Consider the following 22,369-nt stretch of genomic DNA (forward strand, 5'->3'; position numbering starts at 1 on the left):
CAACTGATGAACTTCTCTCAATTCTTTATCTCGCGTCCGATCTTCGCGGCGGTGTTGTCGCTGATGATCCTGATCGCCGGTTCCATCTCGCTCTTCCAGTTACCGATCAGTGAATACCCTGAAGTCGTGCCTCCGACCGTGGTGGTCCGTGCCAACTTCCCGGGTGCCAACCCGAAAGTCATCGGCGAAACCGTGGCTGCACCGCTTGAACAAGCCATCACCGGTGTCGAGAACATGCTGTATATGTCCTCGCAATCTACCGCTGACGGCAAGATCACGCTAACCATCACCTTTGCTCTGGGCACTGACCTGGATAACGCCCAGGTGCAGGTGCAGAACCGTGTGACCCGGACCGAGCCGAAACTTCCAGAAGAAGTGACGCGTATCGGTATCACCGTCGACAAGGCGTCTCCGGACCTGACCATGGTTGTCCACCTGACGTCGCCGGATAAGCGCTACGACATGTTGTACCTGTCCAACTACGCCATCCTGAATATCAAGGATGAGTTGGCCCGCTTGGGCGGTGTCGGTGATGTGCAGCTGTTCGGCATGGGCGATTATTCCCTGCGAGTCTGGCTGGATCCGAACAAGACCGCCTCGCGCAACCTGACCGCCACAGATGTGGTCAACGCCATTCGTGAACAGAACCGCCAGGTGGCTGCCGGCCAGCTCGGTGCGCCGCCCTCCCCGAGCGCCACCAGTTTCCAGATGTCGGTCAACACCCAGGGTCGATTGGTCAACGAAGAGGAATTCGAAAACATCGTGATTCGTGCCGGTGCCGATGGCGAGATCACTCGCCTGCGGGACATCGCAAGGATCGAGCTCGGTTCCAATCAATATGCCCTGCGCTCGCTGCTGAATAATCAACCGGCTGTAGCGATCCCGATCTTCCAGCGCCCCGGCTCCAACGCTATCGACATCTCCAACGATGTTCGGGCGAAGATGGCCGAATTGAAGAAAGGCTTCCCGGAAGGCATGGACTATGCCATCGCCTACGACCCCACCGTGTTTGTCCGGGGTTCTATCGAAGCAGTGGTTCACACGCTGTTCGAAGCACTGATCCTTGTGGTGCTGGTGGTGATCCTGTTCCTGCAGACCTGGCGCGCATCGATCATCCCTCTTGTGGCTGTTCCGGTATCGCTGATCGGCACCTTCGCGGTGATGCATCTGTTCGGCTTCTCGCTGAACGCGCTGTCCCTGTTCGGGCTGGTACTGGCCATCGGTATCGTGGTGGACGATGCCATCGTCGTGGTGGAGAACGTCGAGCGAAACATCGAGCTTGGCCACAACCCGGTGGAAGCCACGAAAATCGCCATGCGTGAAGTAACAGGACCGATCATTGCAACGGCACTGGTGCTGTGTGCCGTCTTTGTACCTGCAGCGTTCATTTCCGGGCTGACCGGGCAGTTCTACAAGCAGTTCGCCCTGACCATCGCCATATCCACCGTGATTTCGGCGTTCAACTCCCTGACCCTTTCACCGGCATTGTCTGCAGTGTTGCTTCAGGCCCATGACGCGCCCAAGGACCGTTTTTCCCGCTTCCTGGACCGAATCTTTGGTGGCTGGTTGTTCCGGCCGTTCAACCGGGCGTTCGCCCGGGCCAGTAATAGCTACGTAGGTATCGTCGGCCGTGTGATTCGTGGCAGCGGTATTGCTCTGATCCTTTACGCGGGCTTGATGGTGCTGACCTATGTCGGTTTCGCCACCACCCCGACAGGTTTTGTGCCGCCGCAGGACAAACAGTATCTGGTTGCCTTTGCACAACTGCCGGACGCCGCAAGCCTGGACCGCACCGAAGACGTGATCAAGCGCATGTCGGACATCGCCCTCAAGCAGGACGGCGTGGAAGCCGCTATCGCGTTCCCGGGATTGTCCATCAACGGTTTCACCAACAGCCCTAACGCCGGGATCGTGTTCGTCACCCTCAAGCCCTTCGACCAGCGCAAGGATCCAAGCCAGTCTGCGGGGGCCATTGCCGGTGCGTTGAATGGCAAATACGCTGCGATCCAGGACGCCTACATGGCGATCTTCCCACCACCGCCGGTACAAGGGCTGGGCACCATCGGTGGTTTCCGCCTGCAGATCGAGGACCGAGGCAACCTGGGCTACGACGAACTGTATAAAGAGACGATGAACGTCATCGCCAAAAGCCAGGGCGTGCCCGAACTGGCGGCGCTGTTCACCAGCTACACCGTCAACGTGCCTCAAGTCGATGCAGCCATTGACCGGGAGAAAGCCAAGACCCACGGCGTAGCCATCAGCGACATCTTTGACACCCTGCAGGTTTACCTGGGTTCGCTGTATGCCAACGACTTCAACCGTTTCGGCCGCACTTATCAAGTCAACGTTCAGGCCGAGCAGCAATTCCGTCAGGACGCCGACCAGATCGGTCAGTTGAAGGTGCGCAATAACCTGGGCGAGATGATTCCCCTGGCGACCTTCATCAAGGTCAGCGACACCGCAGGCCCAGACCGCGTCATGCACTACAACGGCTTCATCACCGCTGAGATCAACGGTGCAGCTGCGCCAGGTTACAGCTCGGGTCAGGCCCAGGCGGCAATGGAAAAGTTGCTCAAGGATGAATTGCCCAACGGCATGACCTATGAGTGGACGGAAATCACCTATCAGCAAATCCTGTCCGGTAACACCGCGCTGCTGGTCTTCCCGCTCTGCGTACTGCTGGCCTTCCTGGTGCTGGCAGCCCAGTACGAAAGCTGGAGCCTGCCGATGGCGGTGATTCTGATCGTGCCGATGACCCTGCTGTCAGCCATCACCGGGGTGATCCTGTCCGGGGGTGACAACAACATCTTCACTCAGATCGGCTTGATTGTTCTGGTGGGCCTGGCGTGCAAGAACGCGATTCTGATCGTCGAGTTTGCCAAGGACAAACAGAGCGAAGGCATGAGCCCCCTCGATGCGGTACTGGAAGCGTGCCGTCTGCGTCTGCGGCCGATCCTGATGACCTCCTTTGCCTTCATCATGGGTGTGGTGCCTCTGGTGTTCTCCAGCGGTGCCGGTGCTGAAATGCGCCACGCCATGGGTGTTGCGGTGTTCTCCGGGATGCTCGGTGTGACCTTCTTCGGCCTGTTGTTGACACCCGTGTTCTACGTACTGATCCGTAACTTTGTTGAACGTCAGCAAACCCGCAAAGCGGCCAAGGCCAAACGCCTGCAAACCCTGAACCCGGAGGCGCATTGATGAAATCGTTGAAGCTGTTCATGCCGAGCCTGCTGGTTCTTGCTCTCGCGGCGTGCGCCGTCGGCCCGGATTACAAAGCACCTGAAACTGCCCCGGCGAAAATTGCCTCGGCAGCCCAGGGCAACTACGACCGCAGCCACCAGGAAACCATCTGGTGGCAGCAGTTTGATGACCCGACCCTGAACAAGCTGGTTGCCCAGTCCCTGAATGGCAACCGCGAACTGCGGGTCGCCTTCGCTCGATTGAAGGCAGCGCGAGCCATCCGTGACGACGTCAGCAACGACGCCATGCCGGTGATCACCAGCCGGGTCAGCAGTGATCAGGCCAAAGGCCAGCAACCGGGCATTACCGAGCGTCGGGTACACAGCGAGCGCTACGACCTGGGCCTGGACATGGCCTGGGAACTGGACCTGTTCGGGCGTATTCAGCGGCAACTGGAAGCCAGCGACGCCGATCAGGATGTCGCCGAAGCCAACCTGTATCAGTTGCAGGTGACGCTCACTGCGGAAGTAGTCGATGCCTACGGTCAATTGCGCGGCGCGCAGCTGCGTGAAGGCATCGCCCGGGAGAACCTGAAAAACCAGCAGGAATCCCGTGGCGTAACGGCTCAGCTGCGTGATGCCGGGGTCGGCAATGAGCTGGATGTAGTGCGCGCTGATGCGCGTCTGGCAGCCGTTGAAGCGTCGGTTCCGCAGTTGCAGGCCGAACAGGTCCGCCAGCGCAATCGTATTGCAACGCTGCTGGGCGAGCGTCCGGAAAACCTCAGCGTCGACCTCAGCCCGGCGAAACTGCCAGCCATTGCCAAGGCACTGGCTATTGGCGACCCGACACAAGTGCTGCGCCATCGTCCGGATGTGCGTTCCGCTGAACGTCAGTTGGCCTCGTCAACGGCGCGTATTGGCGTAGAAACGGCGGACCTTTTCCCTCGCGTCAGCCTCAGCGGTTTCCTGGGATTCACCGCAGGGCGCGGGTCGCAGATCGGTTCGTCTGCCGCCAAAGCGTGGGCTCTGGGTCCAAGCATTACCTGGGCAGCTTTTGACCTGGGTAGCGTGCGAGCGCGAATTCGTGGCGCCGATGCAGATGCAGAAGGCGCGCTGGCCAACTACGAACAGCAAGTGCTGCTCGCTCTTGAGGAATCGGAAAACGCGTTCAGCGACTACGACAAACGTCAGCAGCGCCTGCTGTCGCTGATCCGCCAGAGTGAAGCCAGCCGTGCAGCCGCCAATCTGGCTTCGGTCCAGTATCGCGAAGGTACCGCTGATTTCCTGGTGCTGCTGGACGCTGAGCGTGAGCGCCTGGCCGCGGAAGATTCTCAGGCTCAGGCCGAGATCGACCTGTACCACGGCATCGTCGCTATCTATAAGGCGATGGGCGGCGGCTGGCAGCCACAGGCCTGATTCACCTGATATTTGCGTTATCGCCAAGGCCCCGCCACTCCTGAGTCGCGGGGCCTTTTTTCATGCTGCATTTGCTATGGGTCAGGGATTGGCGTTTGACACCGGGCGATCACTCCTCGAAGCTGCAAGCCGTCAAGAAATGGATATCGGTATGTTCAAAATGCCTTTTCAAGGCTCCTTTCCACAGATCAAACCTCGGCGCCGCAGACAGCTGGGGCTAGGCATCGGACTGTTGTTGATCGCAGTCCTCGTGGGCGTCATTGCATGGAATAAACATGCGGCGCCCCCCGCACCCAAGCTACTCAGCCATACCTACGAGCAAGCGCTGGAGCAGGCCCATAACGGACAGCCCGGAGCCGCACGGGTGCTGTATCAGCAACTGGCCCGTACCGACCTCTCCGACATCCGTCGCGCCAGCCTGCTTGCCGAACTCGGCAATTACCCCAGCCCCCAGGCGCTGAAATTATTGAGTGCAGACCTGCGCAATGGCTCGGAGCTGGTGAAACAGGCGGCCATCGACTCCACACAAATACTCGTCCCGGATGGCAAACGAAGCCTGTTGCTCGGCCCGTTGCTGGATGACCCTGATGTTTCGGTTCGTCGGCATGCGGTCAATGCCTTGCTGGATCTGACCCCCGACGACCTGGGGCTGTACTACGCCGCGTTGCAGGACAATGTGGACGCCTGGCAGGCTTTCCTCAGGAGTCAGCCACCGTCCGTTGAAAACCAGTTGCAACTGGCAAGACTCCTGGAACACAGCGGCAACCCGGCAGCAGCCCTCGCGGCAGTGCAACAAGCGACCCAGCTTGAACCGAAGAACCTTGAAGCGGCCCTCGCCTACATTGATCTGCTTGACCGACAAGGGCAAACCGAGCGAGCCCGTCAGCTTCTGGCCCAACTGCTGGAGCAGCATCCTGATTCGTCGCGCCTTCAACACGCGCTGGGCAGATGGCTGCTGGCCCATGATCAGACCGAATACGCATTACTCGCACTTGCCAAGGCCGTTGAGCTGGAACAGGACAACGTCGGCTATCGCTATGACCTGGCGGTAGCATTGCATGACCTCCAGGAATTGGAGGCCGCCCAGAAACAACTCGCCGAAATCCTCCAACGCCAGCCTGCCAACCGCCGAGCGCGTGTTTTGTTGATTAGCTACTGGAAGGAAAACGGCCAGTTGCAGAAGGTGCAGATCCTGCAGGCTGAACTGGAGCAACAGAACCCCGACGACCCCGAGCTGCAACAGGGACTTTAGGCATACGCAAGGGAAAAATCGCGCAAATTGATCTATGCCTGTCAGCGTCTAATATCAGAAATTACTTACAAACAGTCCTTCCTGTTTAACGCAATCCAGCGCCGCGCCACAACAATAATTCTGGCCGTGCTCTAGTTAATTGCATCAAAACTATTTTCTAACTCGAAAAAAACGTGCATGATTTACACGCTACTGAATACAACTACCCCTTTCATCGAGGCGAGATAGACAGGAAGCCTTAGTGTCATCAGGGGATAGCGCGCTTGGATACCCGGGTCGGGAATCGAATGAGCGAATCAGCCAGAAGTTCTTGTCTTATCGCTTTGTGACGCTGGCATCAGCCAATCACCTTCGGAGTATGTTATTTGTCCAGACTTGCCGAGTTTCGTGCAGCAGAAAAAGCCCTTCAGGAACAGCTTGCCCAGCTGGAGTCCCTGAAGAATGACGCTGGCCTGAAAAAGGAGATTGAATTCGAACAGAAACTCCAGGCCCTGATGAGCAGCTATGACAAGGGTTTGCGCGACATCATCGCCATCCTCGACCCTAAAGGCTCGTCGGCACAGCCTCTGACTACAGGGCCTAAGCGCCGCCGTGCCCGCGTCGTCAAGGTTTATCAGAATCCGCACACGGGTGAGTTGATCGAAACCAAAGGTGGCAACCACCGCGGTCTGAAATCCTGGAAAGAGCAGTACGGTGTCGACACCGTAGATTCATGGCTGCGCGCTTGATCCATGTACGCAGTATAAAAAGCCCCGAATTCCCGGGGCTTTTTATTGCCCGACAATAATCTGACGTCAGCATATAACACCTGCTCATAAGGGGCTGATTGTTATTGAATAGGCATGGTTCAATTTCGTTCAATACCCCATGAAGCGCGAAATGCTGCTGCTCCGCTAGAGATGTCTACACTTTTGAATTAAGCCTTTCCCGCACCGGTCTACTCGCAAAAAATAACCGACATTAAAGAAGCGGTCATAACAACCGGCATTGTCATTCTTGTTTGTAAGAATATTCTGATATTTATAAGTACGGACGTTCCATAATATTTTACGGAAATGTTCACGATTTTTTCACACCCCGTGCGCGAGGATAGAGGCTGCTAAAGGATTAGCGCCCCAATGCCCGCTTCGGCGGGCTTCTTTTTGCCTGAAATTTGTCTGATATCACTCCCCTTCCTTGCTCGCGAATAGGCCAGTGCGCTCGATAGATTCCGCTGGATGTGAAAGCAATTCGCGAGCAAGCTCGCTGCCACAGGTTTGGCGCATGATCGGCAAATCGCGTGCTCATTCACCTCTCACCGCCGCAGTCCTAAGGAGGTGTGAGCTTCAGCGCATTGCGAATCTGCAGTGCTTCATCCTTGTTCGCTGCGTAACCTTCAGCCGATCCGGCATAGGACAGAGACCAGGCGGTTTCTTTGTTGGCTGCAGCCAACAGGGTTTGCGTCATGACATGAACACCGTTCTGCGTGATGGTGCATGTGGTCTCAAGCGCGGGAACAGTATCAAGCGTGGTCTGTCGTACGCGGGTACAAACGCTTTGAAAGCCCGTGCGAGCAAAATTGACCTGCACAGACTTGCGCATTTCCAGCAATACGCCCTCCACATTGACCTCGTGCCCCGCCGCCAGACTCGACTGAGTCAGCTCCATGACCATCACCGGGTTACCGGCCTCATCAAGCTTGGCCGCTCGCTGTCGTGACTGCGTCGGGCTCTGTGCGGGTGTCTGCGCGCTGGACAGATCTTCAACCTGCCAACCGCTTGGCCACACGATCACCGCAGCCTGCACCTGAGTGCAACCCAGAGCTAGCGCCAGGCAAATGCCAAGGAATGAATGTCTGTAGAGCGGGTCAATCATGATGGACATCGCTGAGGCAGGTAGATCGCAAAGTCTGACTGCCCAGCCAGCAACGAACAAGGGGCAATAACGCTTTGTTGGCCGACGGGTTTGGCATCCCCGGCGTCGCCCCGTATCATTTGGTAAAACCTTTACACCTCCAGCGGAGATATTCATGAGCCTGCAAGACCTTAACACCTTCCCTGGCGTAACCGCCGAGCCTGAGGCTGCCACCCAACGCTTCGTGTTCAACCACACCATGTTGCGGGTCAAGGACATCACCGCATCTCTGGACTTCTACACCCGCGTGCTGGGCTTCAGCCTGGTCGAGAAGCGTGATTTCGCCGAGGCAGAATTCAGCCTGTATTTCCTGGCGCTGGTTGATAAGGCACAGATCCCTGCCGATGACGCCGCACGCACTGAGTGGATGAAATCCATCCCGGGCATTCTGGAGCTCACTCATAACCACGGCACCGAGAAAGACGCGTCGTTCGCTTATCACAACGGCAATACCGACCCTCGCGGCTTTGGTCACATCTGCATTTCAGTGCCAGACGTGCACGTAGCCTGTGAGCGTTTTGAAGCGCTGGGCGTAGACTTCCAGAAACGCCTGGCCGATGGCCGCATGAACAGCCTGGCCTTCATCAAGGATCCGGACGGCTACTGGGTAGAAATCATTCAGCCGACGCCGCTCTGATCGCTTGATCGAGCAAAGCTGATACGAAAAGGGCCTCATGATTTCTCATGAGGCCCTTTTTTTATGCTTACCGGCTATCAGGCTGGGGCAGACGTCCGGATCAAGTGATCGAACGCACTGAGAGAAGCTTTCGCGCCCTCCCCCAAAGCAATGATGATCTGCTTGTACGGGGTGGTTGTAACGTCGCCGGCGGCGAAGATACCGGGGATTGAAGTCTCACCACGGGAATCCACCACGATCTCCCCACGTGGCGACAGTTCAATGGTGCCTTTGAGCCAATCGGTATTAGGCAGCAGACCGATCTGCACGAAGATACCTTCCAGCTCAACGGTGACTTCCTCGCCGTTCAGACGATTCTTGTAGCGCAAGCCATTAACCTTCTGCTCGTCGCCGGTCACTTCGGTGGTCTGGGCATTAGTGATCACGGTCACGTTTGGCAGACTGGTCAATTTTCGTTGCAGCACCGCGTCAGCGCGCAGCTGCACATCAAACTCCAGCAGTGTGACGTGCGCCACGATACCCGCCAGATCAATCGCTGCTTCAACGCCGGAGTTACCACCACCGATCACGGCCACACGCTTGCCTTTGAACAATGGGCCATCGCAGTGCGGGCAGTACGCCACGCCTTTGTTGCGGTATTGCTGCTCGCCAGGGACATTCATCTCCCTCCAGCGCGCACCGGTGGCCAGAATCACAGTCTTGGCCTTGAGGGTCGCACCGCCGGCAAATTTGACTTCATGCAGCTCGCCGTTCTTGCCAGGGATGAGCTGGTCTGCGCGTTGCAGGTTCATGATGTCGACTTCGTACTGCTTGACGTGCTCTTCAAGGGCAACGGCCAGTTTTGGGCCTTCGGTGTGCTGCACGGAGATGAAGTTCTCGATGGCCATGGTGTCCAGCACCTGACCGCCAAAGCGCTCAGCCGCGACACCCGTACGAATGCCTTTACGTGCTGCATAAACAGCCGCCGCCGAACCTGCCGGGCCACCGCCGACCACCAGGACGTCGAAAGCGTCCTTGGCATTGAGTTTTTCTGCCTGACGATCACCGGCACCGGTGTCGATCTTGGCAAGGATCTCTTCCAGGCCCATGCGGCCCTGACCAAACAGCTCACCGTTCAGGTAAATACTCGGGACCGACATGATCTGCCGATCAGTGACTTCCGCCTGGAACAGTGCACCGTCGATAGCAACGTGCTTGATGTTCGGGTTCAGCACTGCCATGAGGTTCAGCGCCTGGACGACATCCGGGCAGTTCTGGCAGGACTGGGAAAAATAGGTTTCGAACCTGAAATCGCCCTGCAGTGAGCGAACCTGTTCGATAGTGTCTGCACTGGCCTTGGACGGGTAACCGCCGACTTGCAGCAGCGCCAGCACCAGTGAAGTAAATTCGTGGCCCATCGGGATACCGGCGAAACGCAGGCTGATGTCTTGTCCCGGGCTATTGAGCGAAAACGACGGCGTGCGCGCATCGGTGCCGCTGTCATTCAGGGTAATGTCTTTTGAAACGCTGATGACGTCGTTGAGCAGCTCCAGCATTTCTTTGGATTTCGCGCCGTCATCAAGGGACGCGACGATCTCGATTGGTCGGGTGACCCGTTCCAGATACGACTTCAACTGGGCTTTAAGATTGGCGTCCAACATGCGGGCGATTTCCTTTTGATCAGGTTTTTACTGGAGTAGAAAAAACAACGCCCAGGCGATGGTCGCCCGGGCGTTTTGAGGGGCGAAGCGGTTTACTTGCTCAAGAGCTCGACGCCCCTAGCCAACTCATCGGAGTCAGATCTTGCCAACCAGGTCCAGGGACGGAGCCAGAGTAGCCTCGCCTTCCTGCCATTTGGCTGGGCAAACTTCGCCTGGGTGAGCAGCAACGTACTGGGCGGCCTTGATTTTGCGCAGCAGCTCGGAAGCGTCACGGCCAACACCGCCGTCGTTCAGCTCAACGATTTTGATCTGACCTTCTGGGTTGATCACGAAAGTGCCACGGTCAGCCAGACCTGCTTCTTCGATCAGAACGTCGAAGTTGCGGGAGATCTGCAGGGTTGGGTCGCCGATCATGGTGTACTGGATTTTGCCGATTGCTGGCGAAGTGTTATGCCATGCAGCGTGAGCGAAGTGGGTGTCGGTCGAAACGCTGTAGATCTCAACGCCCAGCTTCTGGAAGGTGGCGTAGTTGTCTGCCAGGTCTTCCAGCTCGGTTGGGCACACGAATGTGAAGTCAGCTGGGTAGAAGAACACGACAGACCACTTGCCTTTAAAGTCAGCTTCAGAAACGTCGACGAACTCGCCGTTTTTGAATGCAGTGGCTTTGAACGGTTTTACCTGGCTGTTGATGATAGGCATCGGTGAATCTCCTGATGGTTTGTGAAGGGGTTTGAAATTCGATGGAGTGGAGCTTACGCACAATCGCGGCCATGGGCTCATTGGCAAACCTCATGCCGCTGATTGTTTTTCACTATAAGAGATGTTTATTAATAGAAGAAATCGGAATTGCCGCTGAGCCATCCAGCCCGGTCATGAAGGGCGTGGCCTCGACGTAACGCATGGCCGACTTCATATCTTTCCAGCCGACATAGCTCATCAACGATTTCAGGTCCCACCCATTATGATGCGCCCATGTGGCAAAACCGCGACGCAGCGAGTGACTGGTGTAGGACTGCGCGGCAATGCCCGCACGCTCAAGAGCGTTGCGCAATAACGGAATCACGCTATTGGCGTGCAGCGCCTCATCACCCAGGTTGCCCCAGCGATCAATGCCCCTGAAGACCGCACCACTCACCAGCGCTGCGCAGTTTATCCATTCGATGTAGGCCTGCACTGGACACAATCGCTGCAACGCCGGGGTCTGATAGGTTTTGCCAAGATTGTCGCGGTCACCTTTACTGCGCGGCAAATAGAGGCTGATGCCCGAGCCTGCCAGCGCCTTGACGTGCTCCACTTGCAGGCGGCACAACTCATCGCTGCGAAAACCCCGCCAGAAACCCAGCAGGATCAACGCCGTATCTCGCCGACAACGCAACACAGTGGCGTGGTCGTGGCGCGACCTAGCCTGCTCGGCCTCATTGCTTAGCCAGTTGATCGCTTGTTCAAGATGCAATAGCTGCAGCGGTTCGGCCTGTTTTTCCTGCGCCGGATGCAGCGCACGAATGCCTTTGAGGACCTTGCGCACCACCGGCGCCTTGGTGGGGTCGTTGAAACCCTGGCTGATGTGCCATTGCGCCAACGCAGAGAGCCTCAGCTTGAGCGTGTTGACCGACAGATCCCCCGCGTAACTCGCCAGGTAGCGGGCAACGCTTTCACTGGTCGCGGGCAGGAACCCTCCCCATATCACTTCGAAATGTTCAATGGACGCTCGGTAGCTCCGACGGGTGTTATCCCGGGTTGCCGCGTCGATATAGCGATTTATGTCCTGCATGGCAGCCCTGGCGTACTGAAATCGGGATGGCACATCACGAAAATGCGCATCACACGGGATAATACGCCAATATCCCGCCTCATATTATCGAAAATAAAATTGATTATTTCCCAATGTTTAGTATGTAATTACAGAGTACATACCACAGTACGTAATCGTAGGAGATAGCATGGCTCGGGGCGGCATTAACAAGGCTGTGGTGCAAACCGCACGCTTGGCACTGATCGCCCGAGGCGAACACCCAAGCATTGATGCAGTACGCGTAGAAATGGGTAATACCGGCTCGAAAACCACCATCCACCGCTATCTGCGGGAACTTGATGACAGTGATTTACGAAACGGCTCGTCGGAAGTCGACATTGGTGAGGAGCTGACCGAGCTGGTCGCCCGCCTCTCCCAGCGCCTCAATGGCCAGGCTCAGGAGCTGGTGTCGAACGCACAAACGGCGTTCGACCAACAGTGCGCAGCCCTGCAAGACACGCTAAAGGAGACAGAAAAGCACTTGGCGGATCGTGAAGTGATGCTCGCCAGTGAAAGCGAGCAACTGCAAAAGCAAGTCGCAGCGCTCGACGCGACGCGGGAGCAATTGCGCAACCAACAGTCTCAAAACGCGCGACTGATCCAGGCCAATCAAGACCTGGAAACGCGCCTGCAGGACAAGGATGGGCACATACGCTCGCTGGAAGAAAAGCACGTGCATGCCCGTGACGCGCTGGAGCATTACCGCAGCGCCATCAAGGAACAGCGCGAACAGGAGCAACGGCGCCACGAGACCCAAGTGCAGCAATTGCAGATGGAATTACGCCAGGCCCAGCAAAGCGCCATGGGGCGGCAGGAAGAAATCACTCAACTCAATCGCGATAACGAACGGTTGCTGACAGAGAGTCGAAACGCACAGCGAGAGTTGCACACTCAACAGACCCATTTGAGTACCCTCAGCGATCAAGTCAACAGCACCACGGAGAAATTCCAGCAGTGCGAGGCACGTTGCGCGGTATTGGAAGAACGATTGCGTAGCGCATTGGAAGAAAGCAGTGGATTGAAGCAGCGGGCAACGGATGTGGAGCAGCAGAATCGGGTTCTGGAGCTGATCCTTATCAAGACCGAGCTGGCGCTGGAGAATCTTCGAGCCACAGAGGCTCAAGCCTCGGCTAGCGAGGCTTCGCCTGATAAAACCTCAGAGAGAGAGTAAAGCCCAAGGCATTACCGCAACCTCCGCCCCCCCTTAGAAGCACAACATGACGAACTGAACCTGGATGATATTTGTGGGAGCGAGCTTGCTCGCTAAGAGGCCAGTCCGTCCGATGCATCTTGGTCGGCTGCAATACCGCCTTCGCAAGCAAGCTTGCTCCCACGGTTTAGTACTCGTTCGCTAGATAACAGCCCGCACCGACCTGCTTCTGTGATCGGGCGGTTGGTTCCGATTCTGACCCTGACATTGACCCTGTGGGAGATTCTATATTTGCTCGCAAGCGGATGAATGACGTGGGACCGGCTTTAGCCGGGAAGGCGGCATTCCAGACGATAAATATCAGGTGAATGTCCCGGCCCCTTCCCGGCTAAAGCCGGTCCCACGTCGTCGCGCCAATATTGAAATCACTTTTGGGAGCGAGCTTGCTCCCGAAGAGGCCGCCATCTCCTGCCTGTACCTTGCTGAGGGAACGCAGTCTTCGCGAGCAAGCTCGCTCGCACAGGTCCACCGCTTACTGAACACCTCACCCCGTGCGATGACTTTCCAGCATCGTGCGTACTCGCAGCGCCAGCTCATCCACGGTAAAAGGCTTGGTCAGCAGATCCATACCATCTTCAAGGAAGTCATCCAGGTTTTGCGCGTTACGCGCGTACCCGGTCATGAACAGCACCTTCAATCCAGGCCTGTGCTGCCGGGCGACCTCGGCAAGCTGCCGACCGTTCAGGCCCGGCAAACCGACATCAGTGATGAGAAAATCAATGCGTTTCGGGCCTTGCAATAGGGGCAAGGCAGACTTGCTATCACTGGCTTCGAGCACGCAATAGTCCAGCTCGCGCAAGGCATCTACCACCAACATCCTGACTGCGTCCTCGTCCTCTACCACCAACACCTGCTCACCATAACCGGCACGAGGAGCCGACTCGATCGCCAGAACCTGCTCGCTGCGCTCAACATTGTGCAGATGACAGGGCAAAAACAGTTGAACACGTGTGCCGGTTCCTTCGCGACTGTCGATCAGCACGTGGCCACCCGTCTGCTTCACAAAACCATAGACCATGGACAAACCCAGACCAGTGCCCTGACCAATGGGCTTGGTGGTGAAAAACGGATCGAACGCTTTTTCCAGCACCTCGCTGGACATGCCGCTGCCGGAGTCCTCTACACACAGCTGTACATAATCACCGGGGGTGATCGCCCCTTGCTGCGCCACGACGGTGACGTTGGAGCTAGAAACAGACAATTCCCCGCCCTCCGGCATCGCGTCCCGGGCGTTGATCACCAGATTGAGCAGCGCGTTTTCCAACTGATGCTCATCGGTCTGCGCACGACGCAACTCCTCACTCAGTTGAATACGTAACTCGACACTTTCACCCACGGTGCGCCGCACCAACTCCTCCATGGAACGGACCATGCGGTTGACATCAACGGCGCTGTTATTGAGTGACTGGCGACGAGCGAACGCTAACAACCGATGGGTCAACGCGGCGGCGCGGTTGGCCGAAGTTATGGCGGCAGCGATATAGCGGTCTATCTCTGAGACACGACCTGCCGCCACTCTGCGCTGAATAAGGTCCAGTGCGCCGAGCACGCCAGTCAGCATGTTATTGAAGTCGTGAGCGATGCCCCCGGTTAGCTGGCCGATGGCATCCATCTTTTGCGCATGCCGCAACGCTTCCTCCGCTTGCTCGCGCTCCGCCATTTCAATCTGCAGCAATTCATTGGTCGTCGCCAGCTCGCGGGTCCGTTCGAGAACCCGAAGTTCCAGGCTTTCATTGAGTTCGCGCAGCGCCTCTTCGGCGCTGACCTGCGCAGTAATGTCGGTATTGGTGCCCAACCAATGGGTGATGTGGCCCTTCTCGTCGCGAATCGGCAGCGCCCGAGCCAGAAACCAGCTGTAAACGCCGTCCTTTCCCCGCAATGGAAAGGTGTCCTCCCAGATCGAGCCTGTCGCAAAACAGTGGGAGAGCCGCGCCGAAACACGGTCGACATGATCGGGATGATGTACAGAGCGCCAGCCCAGTGCGAGCATGGCCTCTAGCGAAGAGCCGGTGTACTCGTACCAGCGCTCGTTGTACCAATAAATGCTGCCAGCGGCGTCAGCGGTCCAGGCCAGCTGGCTCATGTTGTCCGCCAGCGTCCGGAACTGCCGCTCACTTTCCAGCAGGGCATCAATGTTGCGCATGGGCTGCGGTTCTTGCTCAGCAGTGTTCAATGGCAGTGCTGTCCAGTGATAGTGACGTCTCATCGCAGTTTTCCTTCCTGGAACATCGTACAGCCCGAGTTTCATCCTGAATCTCGGGGGCTCAGCTCAATGCATAAAGATTAACGAGCCACTGGCGAGCGCATGGTGACGAACTCTTCGGCGAGGGTCGGATGCACGCCAATGGTGTCATCGAAGACGCGCTTGGTCGCCCCGGCCTTCAACGCAATGGCCAGACTCTGTACGATTTCCCCAGCATCAGGGCCGACCATGTGACAACCCAGGACCACGTCGGTATTGGCGTCGACCACCAACTTCATCAAAGTTCGCTCCTGATTGTCGGTCAGGGTCAATTTCATCGGCCGAAAGCGGCTCTCGAAAATCTGCACCTCGTGCCCCGCCTTGCGGGCTTCCTCTTCAGTCAGCCCCACCGTACCGATGTTTGGCAAGCTGAACACTGCGGTAGGTATGTGGGCGTAATCCACCGGGCGATAATCCTCTGGCTTGAACAGCCGTCGCGCCACGGCCATGCCTTCAGCCAGAGCAACCGGTGTGAGCTGCACCCGCCCAATAACGTCACCGAGGGCCAGAATCGACGGCTCGCTGGTTTGATAGTTGTCATCGACCTGAATGAAACCGTCTTTGTTGAGCTTGACGTCCACAGTCTCCAACCCGAGGTTATCCAGCATAGGCCGACGACCCGTGGCATAGAAAACACAATCGGCGGTGGCGGTGGAGCCATCCTTGAGGAAAACCTGAAGACTGCCATCGCTCTGCTTTTCAATACGCTCGATGTCGGCGTTGAATCGCACATCCATGCCGCGCTTGACCAACTCTTCGTGCAGATGCTGACGAATGCTGCCATCAAAGCCGCGCAGGAACATTTCACCGCGATACATCAAGGTGGTTTCAGCACCCAACCCATGGAAGATCGACGCAAATTCAACCGCGATATACCCGCCGCCGACCACAATGACGCGCTTGGGCAATTGCGGAAGGAAAAACGCTTCGTTCGAGGTAATAGCGTGCTCACGACCCTGAATATCAGGGACCTGAGGCCAGCCACCGGTGGCGATCAGGATATGTTCGGCCGTGTAGCGCTGGCCATTCACTTCAACCTCACGCGGGCCAGTCAGCCGCGCGTGCCCTTCCAGCAGCGTGACGCCGCTGTTGACCAGCAGGTTGCGATAGATGTCGTTGAGGTGATGAATCTGGCGATCTTTGTTGGCAATCAGCGTTGCCCAATCGAAATCCGGCTCGCTGACCGACCAGCCGAAGCTCTTGGCTTGCTCGAACTCTTCCGAGTAATGAGCGCCGTAAACCAGCAGCTTCTTCGGCACGCAACCGACGTTGACACAAGTGCCGCCCAGATAGCGGCTCTCCGCAACGGCGACACGAGCACCAAAGCCAGCCGCAAAACGCCCGGCACGCACACCACCGGAACCCGCACCGATTACAAAGAGGTCAAAATCGTAAGCCATTGGAATCTCCTGAACAGAACGACAGCATATCAGCCAGAAACGACAAAGCCACCCGAAGGTGGCCTTGTTGAGCAGTGAGCCCGAAACATCCAGGCGACTTAGCTGCCTTTTTTGTAGAAGTGTTCGAAGCAGAAGTTGGTCGCTTCGATGTAGCCTTCAGCGCCGCCGCAGTCAAAACGGGTGCCCTTGAATTTGTAAGCCAGCACGTTGCCTTCGGCAGCCTGCTTCATCAAGGCGTCGGTGATTTGAATTTCGCCGCCTTTGCCCGGCTCGGTCGCTTCGATCTTCTCGAAGATATCCGGCGTCAGGATATAACGACCGATGATCGCCAGGTTCGATGGCGCATCTTCAGGCTTTGGTTTTTCAACCATGTCAGTTACGCGAAACAGGCCAGGCTTGATTTCTTCACCGGCGATGACACCATATTTCTGGGTCTCGCTTGGATCAACTTCCTGAATGGCAACAATCGAGCAACCATAGTGTTTGTGCAGCTTGACCATCTGAGCCAGGACCCCTTCGCCGTCCAGGTTCACACAAAGGTCATCCGCCAGCACAACGGCAAACGCCTCGTTACCGATCAATGGACGACCGCTGAGGATCGCGTGGCCAAGGCCTTTCATTTCGGTCTGGCGAGTGTAGGAGAAGCTGCACTCATCGATCAGGCGGCGAATACCAACCAGATACTTCTCTTTGTCGGTGCCTTTGATCTGGTTTTCCAGCTCGTAGCTGATATCAAAGTGATCTTCAAGAGCGCGCTTGCCACGACCCGTTACGATGGAGATTTCATTCAAGCCTGCATCAAGTGCTTCTTCCACGCCGTATTGGATCAGTGGCTTGTTGACCACCGGCAGCATCTCTTTGGGCATGGCTTTGGTCGCTGGCAAAAAGCGAGTGCCGTAACCGGCTGCTGGGAACAAGCATTTCTTGATCATAAAGGTCCTTAATAAAGGGCTGTTGGCATTAGCGAGGCAGTCTAATCAGGCGGGGGCTAGCTTACAATGCCCCGCCACTGGCCGTGCGATGCCATGGTAGAGAGATCCCTGAGCAGATAGTTCCGCCCAATCGCAGATATTGTGACCGTTGGAGCACCGTCGACAGCGCCAATTACTAAGGATAATCAGGCCCTCCGCAAATCTTTTAACGGGCAGAACGACTGTCTCGATGTCCATATTCGCTTAGCGATACCACGACATGCAGCGTAGCTGACTACCCTTAAGCGTGTAGGAATTATCGTAACCGACACCGCTGCATACCGGGGGCGACAGCCCAGTGGGCGGCGCTTTATCATGCGCGGCTGAATAACCTTATCCGAGAACAATTCGATGTCAGACACAAAAACCGTTAACGGCTATTTGATCAATAAGCTCGCCGATGGTCATTGGTGGGTTTGCGCCGCTAACGCAGAAGCCATTGCCGGACCGTTCGCCAGCGAAAGTGCCGCTGTGGAAGTCGCGGCAGTTTTGCAGGACCAACCCAAGGCAGCCCGCCGCCGCTCGGAAAAATGACGCTTTAGTTCACTTACCAGAATGATGTCGGAACGATGGCATCGTTCATCAGTCGAACCAATAACCCTACTCTTTGGCCTCTCTTGCGAAGCGCAAAAAACATGATCCGATTTTTGTCCATTATTGCTGTACTGGGCCTCGCTGGCTGCGCAACCTCCTCCAATACTTATCTCAAGAATGGCAAGCAAGGTCTGAGCATCGATTGTTCAGGCGAAGCGATGTCGTGGGCCAGTTGCTACGAAAAAGCCGATGCCTCTTGTGCAGGCACCGGATACGAAATCGTTGGGACCGATGGAACACCGCAACCCAGGGAGAGCGATAAAACCCTGGGCGTGGATGTCGGCAACTACAAAGCCCGTAGCGTTTTGGTGGTATGTAAATAATTCCCCGGCCTACCCCCTTGATCAGCCGGAGATGCACTCGGTAGCCGCGGTCTGCACATCTTTCGGCCGGATCGGCAGGTTGGACAAGCGCTCATAGACCTTGATCGAGCTGCCGTTTGAGCGGTTTTCGATATCCAGAACAGCGGCTGGGTCTTTGCTTAGTTTCTGCGCCACGATCACCCGTAGCCCGTCGTGATGATCCATCACGACCGGAGCTTTGCGGCTATTGGAGATCTTGCCGACGAAACACGCGGCATACTCTTTCGGGCTTTTTCCAGACATGACATTCATTGTGGCTGGGGTATGTTCGATATCTGCGACGGTGGCACAACCAGTCATCGCCAGAGCCAAAATCACGACGGCCAATTTCATACAATCCTCCCAATAAAGGTCCTACGACAAGCTTGATGAGGATTAAATCCCCGATAAGGTCGTTTTACCGTGAAAGACTGCAATAAATCATGAATCGCCGGTAAATGCCGGTGCGCGTCATGCTATCGTTTTGATTTTTCGAAAAAAGCCTTCCCGTCGGAGACACCCATGAAATTCGTACACCAGCGCGAGCACCTCAATGAAGACGACCTGGTCGTCATCGAGTGTTCTCAGCTCTGCAATATTCGCCTGATGAACGATTCCAACTTCCGCAGCTTCAAAAATGGCGGTAAGCACACCTACCACGGCGGCGCATTCGACCGGTTCCCTGCCAAGATCGCCGCGCCAAGCACCGGATTCTGGAACATCACGATCGACACGTCAGGTCGCAAGATGGATTCCAATGGCGGGCGCAAGACCACCTTTACTCACTCGATTAAAATCGTCCGCCGCTCGACTTCCCGATTGAGCTGACACAAGGAGCCAATGTGAGCACGCCTGTTCCCCGTACCACCAAATACGCCGTCAGCTATAAACTCAATGGCGAACGCCGCTTCGAGTTCGCTCAATTGCAGTCGGCATCTGTCGAAGAAGCAAGGAGCGCCCTGGAAAAAATGCACGGCCAGAGCGGCGATGAGATTACCGACGTCAAAGTCAGCAAAGCCCTGTAAGCCGGCGGTACACCTGCACGTCCATGAAACGAGAAAGCACGACGCCCATTACCTTTGATCTGTTCGATGATGCGCCAGTTCATACGGCAACTGAGCAGATCGGGCCGCGCTCTTACGTGTTGCGCGGCTTCGCCCTACCCCTGATCGAGGGACTGCTGCCGGCACTGAGCGAGGTGTTGAGCCAGGCGCCCTTTCGCCACATGGTCACACCCGGCGGGTTCACCATGTCGGCGGCGCTGAGCAGTTGCGGCAGTTATGGCTGGAAGACTGATCGATCCGGCTACAGTTACTCGCCAACCGACCCCCAAACCGGCCTGCCCTGGCCAGCAATCCCTGCGGTTTTCATGGAGTTGGCCCAGGCGGCCGCCTTGGCGTGCGATTTTCCGGGGTTCGTTCCCGACGCGTGTCTGATCAACTGCTACGTGCCCGGGGCAAAAATGTCCCTGCATCAGGACAGGGACGAAAAACAATTGCAGTGGCCCGTCGTCTCGGTGTCGTTGGGCCTGCCCGCGATCTTTCTATTTGGTGGTTTTCAGCGTCAGGACAAAGCACAACGCATCCCGCTGATGCACGGCGATGTGGTGGTCTGGGGTGGAGAAGATCGTCTTCGGTTCCATGGGGTGCTGCCCATCAAACCCGGTTATCACGCTCAGTTGGGCGAGCAACGCATCAACTTCACCTTCAGAAAGGCCATGTGATCGCGCTGTGTTTTGTCTGGGCTGAGGGAATTTCTGTATTTGTCTGCAGAACTTCTGACAACTCATAAACCCTCGGTTGACATCGAACCTGTGGGAGCGAATTCATTCGCGAAGGCAACATTGAAAACGCTGAAAATGCGTCGATTGTACTGGCCTCTTCGCGAATGAATTTGCTCCCACAACACATAGCAAAACCGCAAACCGATCCGCGCGCTTATTTAACGGTATCTGCTTCGGCCCTGGCCCGGGTTTTCACCGGGCAAACAACCCGATGCAGGTTGAGCGCAGTGTTGATGATCCCGATGTGGCTGAAGGCCTGAGGGAAATTCCCCAGCATGCGTTTTTCACGGGGGTCATATTGTTCCGCGAGCAAGCCAAGGTCGTTGCATAAGCCACACAGGCGCTCAAACAAGACAGCAGCATCCTCGTCCCGCCCCATCAATACATAAACATCCGCCAACCAGAACGAACAGACCAGAAAAGTCCCTTCACGACCTGCTACGCCATCGGTGCTGTGATCCGTGTCATAGCGCAACAACAACCCGTCTTCAATCAGGCTGCGTTCGATGGCAGCGACAGTGCCGATGAATCGTTTGTCGTCAACCGGCAGGAACCCCGTCAGGGCGATTTGCAGCAGACTGGCGTCCAGCGCCTTTTCACCATAGGTCTGGGTGAAACTGCCCAGCTCGGCGTCATAGCCATTGCGGCAGACATCGGCATGGATCTCGTCAGCAACGCTGCGGTAGTGCACCGCCATCGCCCGCTCTTCATCGGTCTGTGCCGTTTCGGCAATGAGCTTGGCGTTGCGATCAAATGCAACCCAGGCCATGACTTTCGAATGAGTAAAGTGACGTGGCTCCGAACGAATTTCCCAGATACCTCGATCAGGCTGGTGCCAGACTTTCTCGAGGAACGGCATGATGACTTTCGAAATCGCGATACTGCGTGGTGGGCGAGGCAAGCCGCCCTTGATAGCCTGGATCATCGCGTCGGCCACCTCCCCGTACACATCCAGCTGCATTTGCGTAGCTGCGCCGTTACCAATGCGGACCGGACGGGAATCCTCGTACCCGCTCAACCAGGGTAATTCGAATTCTGGCAGTCGCCGCTCGCCACCCAGACCGTACATGATCTGGATTTGCTCGGGATTGCCGGCGACCGCTCGCATCAACCATTCGCGCCAGGCTGCTGCTTCTTCGAAGTAGCCCAGATTCATGAATGCCAGCAAGGTCATGGTCGCGTCGCGCAGCCAGCAGTAGCGATAATCCCAGTTGCGCTCGCCCCCCAGCTGTTCTGGCAGAGAAGTCGTTACTGCGGCGACGATGCCACCGGTGGGCTGGTAAGTCATGGCCTTGAGGGTGATCAACGAACGCTTGACCCGCTCGGTCCACGGCCCGACATCAGGACAACGATCCGAGAATTCCAGCCAGAAATACTCTGTCTCTTGCAGGGCCTGCTCGGAATCTATGCCATCCTCGACCGGCTCACTGGATGCCTGATGACTGAGCACGAAGGGTTTGCGCTCCCCGGCATCGACACGAAAATGACTCGCCGTGTGATGATCCATCGCCTGCAACGCTTCGGGTGTGCGCAACACGAGCATTTCCGGCCCTGCGACTGCCGTAAGCCGGTGACCACCCTTATTCTCGACCCAAGGCACACTGCTGCCATAGTCGAAGCGAATCGCCAGGTCCATATCAAAAACCACATGACCCTCAAGGCCGACCACGATACGCACGACATGGCTGCCATGATTGACAGGCATGAAATCGACCAGCATCGCGCGACCGGTTTCAGTTTCGAACAGGGTCTCGAGAATCAAGGTGCCGCTACGGTAGCGCCGTTCTGTTTTGACAGTCGGCGACACCGGCGCGATCTTCCAGCGGCCGTTATCGCTATCGCCCAACAGTGCGGCGAAACATGCCGGCGAGTCGAAGCGCGGGAAACACAACCAATCGAGCGAGCCATCTCTGGAAACCAGCGCGGCGGTTTTGCAGTTGCCGAGCAGCGCATAGTCTTCAATCAATGCAGCCATTACACTTCCGCCCTTGTCGAGTCATGCCAGTCAGCGAGCCGACC

General features: G+C 56.7%; 19 protein-coding genes and 1 pseudogene. 11 read left to right on the forward strand and 9 right to left on the reverse strand.

Translation table 11 applies throughout. The annotated features are described in order from the left end of the window. Positions 1–6 precede the first annotated feature (6 nt). The 4 genes from IV01_RS17950 (at position 7) to IV01_RS17935 (ending at position 6,575) form a co-directional block, all read left to right on the forward strand. Positions 7–3,198, forward strand: coding sequence for an efflux RND transporter permease subunit (locus IV01_RS17950; RefSeq protein ID WP_032627223.1), 3,192 nt, complete (start codon positions 7–9; stop codon positions 3,196–3,198). Then, positions 3,198–4,595 (forward strand): efflux transporter outer membrane subunit, encoded by a 1,398-nt coding sequence (locus IV01_RS17945; protein WP_032627224.1) that lies wholly within the window; start codon positions 3,198–3,200, stop codon positions 4,593–4,595. Before IV01_RS17950 ends, IV01_RS17945 begins: the two co-directional genes overlap by 1 nt. 151 nt (positions 4,596–4,746) lie before the next feature. Further along, positions 4,747–5,847, forward strand: a complete 1,101-nt coding sequence (locus IV01_RS17940) for a tetratricopeptide repeat protein (RefSeq protein ID WP_032627329.1) — start codon at positions 4,747–4,749, stop codon at positions 5,845–5,847. Positions 5,848–6,212: 365 nt separating this feature from the next. After that, positions 6,213–6,575: a histone-like nucleoid-structuring protein, MvaT/MvaU family gene (locus IV01_RS17935; protein ID WP_032627225.1), complete on the forward strand. Its 363-nt coding sequence runs from the start codon at positions 6,213–6,215 to the stop codon at positions 6,573–6,575. A 580-nt stretch (positions 6,576–7,155) separates the two neighbouring features. On the opposite strand, the gene IV01_RS17930 is transcribed toward IV01_RS17935, so the two are convergent. Continuing rightward, complete coding sequence (locus IV01_RS17930) at positions 7,156–7,701, reverse strand: DUF4946 domain-containing protein (protein ID WP_032627330.1); 546 nt, start codon at positions 7,699–7,701, stop codon at positions 7,156–7,158. 154 nt (positions 7,702–7,855) lie between these two features. Between IV01_RS17930 and gloA the strand changes: the two genes are divergently transcribed. Further along, on the forward strand, positions 7,856–8,377 hold the full coding sequence (gene gloA, locus IV01_RS17925) for a lactoylglutathione lyase (RefSeq protein ID WP_032627226.1): 522 nt from the start codon (positions 7,856–7,858) through the stop codon (positions 8,375–8,377). Between the two features lie 77 nt (positions 8,378–8,454). Here gloA and ahpF read toward each other — a convergent pair whose 3' ends face one another. The 3 genes from ahpF to IV01_RS17910 all read right to left on the reverse strand — a co-directional run bounded on the left by ahpF (position 8,455) and on the right by IV01_RS17910 (position 11,788). After that, positions 8,455–10,017 (reverse strand): alkyl hydroperoxide reductase subunit F, encoded by a 1,563-nt coding sequence (gene ahpF / locus IV01_RS17920; RefSeq protein WP_032627227.1) that lies wholly within the window; start codon positions 10,015–10,017, stop codon positions 8,455–8,457. Positions 10,018–10,152: 135 nt separating this feature from the next. Next, positions 10,153–10,716, reverse strand: a complete 564-nt coding sequence (gene ahpC / locus IV01_RS17915) for an alkyl hydroperoxide reductase subunit C (protein ID WP_032627228.1) — start codon at positions 10,714–10,716, stop codon at positions 10,153–10,155. 112 nt (positions 10,717–10,828) lie between these two features. Then, positions 10,829–11,788 (reverse strand): site-specific integrase, encoded by a 960-nt coding sequence (locus IV01_RS17910; protein WP_032627229.1) that lies wholly within the window; start codon positions 11,786–11,788, stop codon positions 10,829–10,831. A 169-nt stretch (positions 11,789–11,957) separates the two neighbouring features. On the opposite strand from IV01_RS17910, the gene IV01_RS17905 reads away from it, so the two are divergent. Further along, complete coding sequence (locus tag IV01_RS17905; protein WP_032627230.1) at positions 11,958–12,980, forward strand: DNA-binding protein; 1,023 nt, start codon at positions 11,958–11,960, stop codon at positions 12,978–12,980. A gap of 523 nt (positions 12,981–13,503) precedes the next feature. On the opposite strand, the pseudogene IV01_RS0124795 reads toward IV01_RS17905, so the two are convergent. From IV01_RS0124795 to galU, 3 genes and pseudogenes are all read right to left on the reverse strand, one after another. After that, positions 13,504–15,162, reverse strand: a pseudogene (locus IV01_RS0124795) (ATP-binding protein); the annotation flags it as partial. A 140-nt stretch (positions 15,163–15,302) separates the two neighbouring features. Next, positions 15,303–16,661 (reverse strand): glutathione-disulfide reductase, encoded by a 1,359-nt coding sequence (gene gorA, locus IV01_RS17900; protein ID WP_032627231.1) that lies wholly within the window; start codon positions 16,659–16,661, stop codon positions 15,303–15,305. 98 nt (positions 16,662–16,759) lie between these two features. Beyond that, positions 16,760–17,593, reverse strand: coding sequence for a UTP--glucose-1-phosphate uridylyltransferase GalU (gene galU, locus IV01_RS17895; protein ID WP_020293893.1), 834 nt, complete (start codon positions 17,591–17,593; stop codon positions 16,760–16,762). 390 nt (positions 17,594–17,983) lie between these two features. Between galU and IV01_RS17890 the strand changes: the two genes are divergently transcribed. Together IV01_RS17890 and IV01_RS17885 are read left to right on the forward strand one after the other, a co-directional pair. After that, positions 17,984–18,166, forward strand: coding sequence for a hypothetical protein (locus IV01_RS17890; protein WP_032627232.1), 183 nt, complete (start codon positions 17,984–17,986; stop codon positions 18,164–18,166). A gap of 101 nt (positions 18,167–18,267) precedes the next feature. Then, positions 18,268–18,549, forward strand: a complete 282-nt coding sequence (locus IV01_RS17885) for a hypothetical protein (protein WP_032627332.1) — start codon at positions 18,268–18,270, stop codon at positions 18,547–18,549. A gap of 21 nt (positions 18,550–18,570) precedes the next feature. On the opposite strand, the gene IV01_RS17880 is transcribed toward IV01_RS17885, so the two are convergent. Then, entirely contained in the window at positions 18,571–18,921 is a 351-nt protein-coding gene (locus IV01_RS17880; RefSeq protein WP_032627233.1) for a hypothetical protein, read from the reverse strand. 168 nt (positions 18,922–19,089) lie between these two features. On the opposite strand from IV01_RS17880, the gene IV01_RS17875 reads away from it, so the two are divergent. From IV01_RS17875 to alkB, 3 genes are read left to right on the forward strand one after another with little or no spacing between them, the layout of a single operon-like run. Then, entirely contained in the window at positions 19,090–19,395 is a 306-nt protein-coding gene (locus IV01_RS17875) for a DUF1883 domain-containing protein (protein WP_032627234.1), read from the forward strand. A 14-nt stretch (positions 19,396–19,409) separates the two neighbouring features. Further along, positions 19,410–19,592: a hypothetical protein gene (locus IV01_RS17870; protein WP_032627235.1), complete on the forward strand. Its 183-nt coding sequence runs from the start codon at positions 19,410–19,412 to the stop codon at positions 19,590–19,592. A 23-nt stretch (positions 19,593–19,615) separates the two neighbouring features. Then, positions 19,616–20,290, forward strand: a complete 675-nt coding sequence (gene alkB / locus IV01_RS17865; protein ID WP_032627236.1) for a DNA oxidative demethylase AlkB — start codon at positions 19,616–19,618, stop codon at positions 20,288–20,290. Positions 20,291–20,504: 214 nt separating this feature from the next. Here the strand turns inward: alkB and IV01_RS17860 are convergent, their stop codons facing one another. Further along, a complete protein-coding gene (locus IV01_RS17860; RefSeq protein ID WP_032627237.1) occupies positions 20,505–22,325 on the reverse strand; it encodes a glycoside hydrolase family 15 protein in 1,821 nt (606 codons plus the stop codon). Positions 22,326–22,369: the final 44 nt, after the last annotated feature.

Origin of the sequence: Pseudomonas syringae (assembly GCF_000737245.1) — a bacterium.
In the GTDB taxonomy this organism is placed as follows: Bacteria; Pseudomonadota; Gammaproteobacteria; order Pseudomonadales; family Pseudomonadaceae; genus Aquipseudomonas; species Aquipseudomonas syringae_J.